Genomic DNA, 5,866 nt, shown 5'->3' on the forward strand with positions numbered 1-5,866 from the left:
CGCAGCCGAAGGCGAGGACACGGCCCCCGGTGGAGACGACGCCGCAGGCGGCGCTTGTCTTTTGACAGGGCCGATCAGGTCTGTTGGCGGATATGAAATGAAAGATCGTCGGGGTGGGGGTGAGCGTGGGCCTTGGCCCGCGTCGATCCCCCGGCCCGTCCGCAGGATCAAACACAAGCCCGGCGACCAGCCGGGCTTTCTCAAGTATGATCTGCCATGGGATAAAATATATTGGAGCTGAACTTGAGTACGAAGCTAAAAAAAGACCCTATTGGTTTAGACGCTTTAGAAGAATACCTCGACGAAGCTTCAGATTTTTCGTTCGAGTTACGCATCCTTAAGATGCTTACCGAAATGGGTATCTCATGCGAGCATGGTGGGCAGTACAGAGATCCTGACACGAAAAAATACCGGGAATTTGACCTACGGGTGGGTCTAACTCAAGGCGCCGCAACATTTGTAGCTGCTATCGAATGTAAGTCGATCGGTCTACACTTTCCACTTCTAGTATCATGTGTGCATCGCAGGGCCTCTGAGGCTTTCCATCAGGTCTTTTTTCATACTAAAAATAAAGACCCTTATCAGAATACTCCATATGATATTCCAACAATGCAAATACCTTCAGCTATGCAAGGCATGCGCATTGGGACTAGCGCTTTATATCCAAAGGGCGAACCAGTCGGAAAGAGCACCGCGCAGGTAGGGCGCTATGCCAATAAAGATGACCTGCATGTAAACGACGCCGAGTTTTTTGATAAGTGGTCGCAGGCGCTTCAATCTCTTGACGATTTAGTAGATCAAATTTCAGACGACGAACTTGTAGACATAGTAGGTTCAAAAAAACCACATTGGGCAATGGCGTTGCCTATCGTAGTGATTCCTGATGGAACTCTTTGGACCGTTAACTATTCTGATAACGGTTCAAAGGAAGGCCCACCGGCGCAAGTTGATAGAGCTTCGATATTTATTAGTAGAGAATATAGAGGTATAATGCCAGGAGGCTCTTATACGGTTTCCCATTTGGAAGTAATGACAGAAACAGGTCTTGCAACATTCTTCCAAAATTACCTCATAAGAGAAAATGCCCTGCTCAACCTTGCTAGAGGACGTTAGCACAGAACAGAGGAAGGTCCGGCCTTGCGCGAGCGATCGTGACCCGAAGGGCCGAGACTGTGCCGCTGACCTGACTATTGCGCCTCTGCACGGGCAAGTTAGGAACGAGACAACCGGCCAGGACCAAGCGCAAAGGAAGGGCAGGGGCATAGGCTCGGGGCGCAGGCCGGCTATTGCCGGCCAAGCCTAGAGCGCGGTCCCTCGGGGCGGGCGGTCCAGGGCGATCAGCCCTAGACCGAAAGACACGAGGGACGTCGGCCTCTTTAAAATGGTAAGACGGGCGCTCCGCATGCAATTGCCAATTGTGAAACTCCTGATATGAAACGATCCGTACTGACTTGCGGAGAATAAAATAAGAATGATGCAGAATCGCTTGTTGACGCCACCCTCGCCTTTGGAACGCTCGGGTATGGCGTTCCTGGAACGTATCCGATGTATTCATATTGACTATTATAGACGCAAGTTCTTTCAGGAATACAATATATACCAATGCGGCCATAATTTGCATCTTTCGTCGCAGCTACGTCAATTGCACTAAGATCGATTTCCATCATAGTACCTGGCGCGGGTGGGTTAACATCCAAAACATCCCCCGCCATAGTTCCAACCCTCACACGCGAAAAATATCTGGTAATTGAAATTACACAATTCTCTATTTTACTCGAAAACCCGCGACTGTCTGCAGTTGGCATCAAAGTTATATTTAGTTCTGAAAAAGCTTTTTCCAGTTCTTTCTGTTTTATTGGATCCGTTTGTTGGGAAAAAGCAGCTTGAGATAGCGACATAAGAATCGCAGTCGATATGATCGTTCTTGCACGGCTCATTGTTTCCCTCCATCATTTGATTAGTTAAAACAGCCTAGATAGATTTTTTACTAACTTCAACTTCCACTCGGCACGGGTCTCTATGGCTCTATTGATGCTATCTCAATTTATTTCATTAATCTTTATTTCCAAAAGCGAACATCCATCGCATGGCCAATCTCCGCACGCCGTGACCTGCACCTTACGAAGGCTTTTTAGTTAGGGCGACACTTTATTAGACCTTCAGAGTCGGCAGCTCGCTGATCCGCGTTGTGTAGCGCGGCGATCGGTGATCCGCCTTCGTCGCCCAAGATCGGTTGACCCCCTCCCGCGCCAGCACCATCGTCTTCTTGCCGAAACGGTCATTGATCGCATCGAGCGCGTCCGTCAGGCGCGCGTCGCGCGGTCGATCCGGGGGAAACAGCATGGCGGGTCGGTCGGCCTCGGCCAGCAGGTCATCGAGGATGATCCCGGCCTTGGTATAGCCGTAGCCATTCCCTGACGGATCGCCCTTCCAGCCCCGCCGCGCGGCCGCCACGGCGGCATCCACCAGGTCGAACGTGTGGTTGGACATGGGCCGCAGACGAATGCTGCGCGAAAAGGAATGGCGCGGCCTGTCGGGCTTGTGCGGGTTGGTGTGGTAGAAAACTGTCATCGTGCCTGCCACCAAGCCGTGCTGCCGCAGCTTCTCGGCCGCCCGCGTGGCGTGGGCACTGATGGCCTGGGCCAGCGTATCGAAGCTGGTCATGGGCGTGCCCGCGGAGCGGGTGACAGCCATACCCTTGCGCTGCGGGGCCACGTCCTCAAAATCGACGCAGGACACCCCGCGCAGCTCGGCCACCAGGCGTTCCAGAACAACCGTGCCGATCTTCCGACCTAAGGCCAAAGGCAGGTCGCGCAGCTCGGCGGCAGAGTTGATCCCCTGGGCCTTCAGCTTGGCCTCGGTCGCGGACCCTACGCCCCATATTTCTCCGATAGGAATGCGGCGCATTACATAGTCCCGCACGTCCTGGTCCATGAGATTGCAGACCCCGGAAAAAAGCGGGTTCTTCTTGGCGGCATAGTTCGCCAGCTTGGCAAGCGTCTTGGTGGGCGCGATACCCACGCAGGTCGGGATGCCGGTTTCGGTCCTGACTGCATCCCTCATTTGGGCAGCATGGGTCTCCATGCGATCCCCAAAGCCAGATAAATCGACAAAGCTCTCGTCAATCGAGTATGTCTCAAGGCGCGGGGAATAGCTGTGCAGGACCTCAGAGACTCTGCGACTTACGTCACCGTAAAGCGCATAGTTAGACGACATAGCCTTGACCCCATGCCGCTTCATCAGATCACGGATCTTAAAGACTGGCTCGGCCATGCGTATTCCGAGTGCTTTAGACTCGTCCGAACGGGCAACTACTGCGCCGTCATTGTTGGACAAAACAATGACAGGAATGCCGCGTAACGACATATCAAACAGGCGTTCACAGCTGACATAGAAGTTGTTGCAGTCGATCAGTGCAATGGGGCGGTCGGATTGCTCCACCAGGACCGCCCCTATTCTATGGGCAGGCGGCGCACGACGCCGGCGACAACTCCCCATATCTCGGTCGTCTCCGTGACCGGGATTGTGGCATAGCCATCCGCGCGCGCGCGCGGATCGAGAAACCAGACACCATCGCGCTTGGCGAGCTTCTTGACGGTAATGGCACCATCGACCACCGCAACGACGATGCGGCCATGGCGGCGCTTTCCTGCGCGATCCACGGCGATCAGGTCGCCGTCCAGGATGCCCTCTGCCTCCAGACTATCGCCGGACACGCGCCACCAGAAGGTCGCATGCTCATGCCGCACTACCCACTTGATCGGGTCGATCGTATCCTCAAGATCATCCGCGGCGGGTGACGGAAAACCGGCTGGAACCGGCATGGATGCCAAAGGCACATGCCGGTCGATGAGCGTGATCTTGATAGGGCTGAGGTGCAGGGTCATGACTATTAGAACAATACGGGAACACTAGCCATAACCCGAACACCCCCTGCGGCGTCAAGGACGGATGAGAAAAGTTAGCTCCTAAGCCTGACTTGGGCTCTCATTCCGGACATTCAGGCTCCCTGCGTGGACTTGATGACAAGCCCGATGGATTCTCCAGCATAGTTCGCACCCATCATGAAGCCAGCAGCCCATGTCCTGATGCGGTTGTGGGCCTCGATAGGGTTATGGCTTTCATCCTCGGACAGCAGAAGTTCATAGACTGGAACCGGATTTTCCCCCTCCCTCGTGCTGCACAGGCTGAGCCTGATAACACTGTCTGCCTCTGTTTCCTGTCCGCGATCTTGCAGTTCTGCAGCGGTCAGATGCTCCAGAACCAGAAAGCCTTTTGTACCTGGTGGGGGCAGGAGGTCGAATAGCAGCTTTAGGTTCTCTTTCATCATCAGTTCCGTCACGACAGGTTGCGGCCTAGCCAGCACAATTATGAGCGGCGGATGAGGTAAGGTATTCCTGACCTAAATGTAAAGCTATTGCCAAAAACAACCATAAATTTATCACTGACTGTAACGGATACAGCTACAGGTATGCTAAATAATAGCATACTATGGGCGTATGTCTTGGAAAGATCACCTGACGCCGATTGAGCGGAATGAGCTTCTTGAAGCCGAACATCGCAAGATGGAGGTTATAGAAGCCTACAATGCGATCTGGCGCAGGTTGAAAACCCGGTGCGATGCTCGGAAAAGGCGGCACGGAAGCAAGAGCGAGGACGATGACAATGACGCATGTTCATCATCATGATACCCAAACGGTCGCGTCTCGCTTTTGCGGGCACTGCGGCACGGAGGTCAGTGGAGGCTACACGGTCTGTGCGGCGTGCGGCGCCAACTACCGTCGCAAGGGACGGGGCCTTTATATTGGCATCCTCTTGGGCGTCCTTGGCGTCCAGGCGCTCGTTACAGGTGAATGGGAAGGCGCCGTTGTCCTGCTTGGCGTAGGATTTTTGTTGATCCGTCACGCCCGCCAGCGTGCTTGGTATCGCAGAAACGCCTAACGATGCTCTCCTTTTGCATCGTTCTGAATCAGTCTGATCCACACATGCACGGCTGAAAAACTCGCCTACTACGCTCTCATGGCATGAAACGGCCTTGTAACGCTGTTCGGCTTCTACACGCTTATTTCTCCAGCCATGCAACATCGCACCAAGAACTCCGGTCGAGGCATTATCTGTAACGGTCATGCTTCTACTGCGCATATCATGGGGATCGGTGCTGCTCTAAGCACGCGGCTTGATATGACACGGGCTGTCGGTACTAGCTCGCAGCATAAGAATAAGAGGTAGCTTGGGATTCAGTCCGCTTAGCGGACTCGCGTAAATCAATGGATTTTCCCAGCTGTGCGAGAGCTTTTCCAAGAGGCGAGTCACCACACTGGAAGGTGGCGTAGCTACTGAGATCCAATGTTGCTTTGAACTCTGCCTCCATGGCGCTGCGATCAGCTTGCTCGCGTCCCTCATCCTCGGGCAAAGCGGGACGGCTTGCCCAACGTCCCAAAAGCGCCAGGGCGCGTTTAGGTGCCGACAGGCGATAGGCATTGCTGACCTGCCTGACCTGCGGCCCACGACCTTCATTTGGGGTCGGCTCGTACCGGCGTAGCCAGTCCAGAAAGCCATGATCGCGCAACGCCTTCATGGCGCGAACAACCGCGTCACGCGACCGCTTCAGCTTTCGGGTGATCCAGTCAAGTGAAGGGTCCAGTCGGCCTGTCTTGAAGCTTACAAGGTTGGCGAAAAGGGTCAGAAGCTCCAGTGCCACGCCACCCAAGGGGCCATTGCGCCGACCGGGTTTCTTGCCTTCCAGCTCATAGCGTTGCGCAGCACGGAGGATTTTCTGAACCTCCTGACGCGACGTGCCATGCCAGAAAGATGCTTCGCACGATCCTACCCGCCGAGAGTTGCGACGAATTGGGGTGCCGCCTGC

The 5,866-nt window shown here is 54.5% G+C and carries 8 protein-coding genes; 3 read left to right on the plus strand and 5 right to left on the minus strand.

What is annotated here, in order from left to right; all coding sequences use genetic code 11:
- Both ACFQDM_RS13610 and ACFQDM_RS13615 read left to right on the plus strand, forming a co-directional pair.
- A partial coding sequence (locus tag ACFQDM_RS13610) for a hypothetical protein (RefSeq protein ID WP_377379909.1) occupies positions 1 to 241 on the plus strand: 241 nt, incomplete at its 5' end.
- A 2-nt stretch (positions 242 to 243) separates the two neighbouring features.
- A complete protein-coding gene (locus ACFQDM_RS13615) occupies positions 244 to 1,113 on the plus strand; it encodes a hypothetical protein (protein ID WP_377379911.1) in 870 nt (289 codons plus the stop codon).
- Positions 1,114 to 1,376: 263 nt separating this feature from the next.
- Here the strand turns inward: ACFQDM_RS13615 and ACFQDM_RS13620 are convergent, their stop codons facing one another.
- The 4 genes from ACFQDM_RS13620 to ACFQDM_RS13635 all read right to left on the minus strand — a co-directional run bounded on the left by ACFQDM_RS13620 (position 1,377) and on the right by ACFQDM_RS13635 (position 4,327).
- The gene (locus ACFQDM_RS13620) at positions 1,377 to 1,937 is read right to left on the minus strand and encodes a hypothetical protein (RefSeq protein WP_377379913.1); all 561 of its coding nucleotides are present in this window, start codon (positions 1,935 to 1,937) and stop codon (positions 1,377 to 1,379) included.
- Between the two features lie 214 nt (positions 1,938 to 2,151).
- Entirely contained in the window at positions 2,152 to 3,441 is a 1,290-nt protein-coding gene (locus tag ACFQDM_RS13625; RefSeq protein WP_377379915.1) for a Y-family DNA polymerase, read from the minus strand.
- Positions 3,442 to 3,452: 11 nt separating this feature from the next.
- Complete coding sequence (locus ACFQDM_RS13630) at positions 3,453 to 3,887, minus strand: LexA family protein (protein WP_127899893.1); 435 nt, start codon at positions 3,885 to 3,887, stop codon at positions 3,453 to 3,455.
- A gap of 113 nt (positions 3,888 to 4,000) precedes the next feature.
- Positions 4,001 to 4,327 (minus strand): hypothetical protein, encoded by a 327-nt coding sequence (locus ACFQDM_RS13635; protein WP_377379917.1) that lies wholly within the window; start codon positions 4,325 to 4,327, stop codon positions 4,001 to 4,003.
- Between the two features lie 338 nt (positions 4,328 to 4,665).
- Between ACFQDM_RS13635 and ACFQDM_RS13640 the strand changes: the two genes are divergently transcribed.
- The gene (locus ACFQDM_RS13640) at positions 4,666 to 4,941 is read left to right on the plus strand and encodes a hypothetical protein (protein WP_377379919.1); all 276 of its coding nucleotides are present in this window, start codon (positions 4,666 to 4,668) and stop codon (positions 4,939 to 4,941) included.
- A 259-nt stretch (positions 4,942 to 5,200) separates the two neighbouring features.
- Here the strand turns inward: ACFQDM_RS13640 and ACFQDM_RS13645 are convergent.
- On the minus strand, positions 5,201 to 5,866 hold a 666-nt coding region (locus tag ACFQDM_RS13645), incomplete at its 5' end, for a helix-turn-helix domain-containing protein (RefSeq protein ID WP_377379921.1).

The organism is Ponticaulis profundi (assembly GCF_042659465.1).
Lineage (GTDB): Bacteria > Pseudomonadota > Alphaproteobacteria > Caulobacterales > Hyphomonadaceae > Ponticaulis > Ponticaulis profundi.

Coding starts and splice junctions, on each gene's coding strand:
- ACFQDM_RS13620 (WP_377379913.1), bottom strand. CDS start 1,937: ATGAGCCGTGCAAGAACGATCATATCGACTGCGATTCTTATGTCGCTA.
- ACFQDM_RS13630 (WP_127899893.1), bottom strand. CDS start 3,887: ATGACCCTGCACCTCAGCCCTATCAAGATCACGCTCATCGACCGGCAT.
- ACFQDM_RS13640 (WP_377379919.1), top strand. CDS start 4,666: ATGACGCATGTTCATCATCATGATACCCAAACGGTCGCGTCTCGCTTT.
- ACFQDM_RS13635 (WP_377379917.1), bottom strand. CDS start 4,327: ATGAAAGAGAACCTAAAGCTGCTATTCGACCTCCTGCCCCCACCAGGT.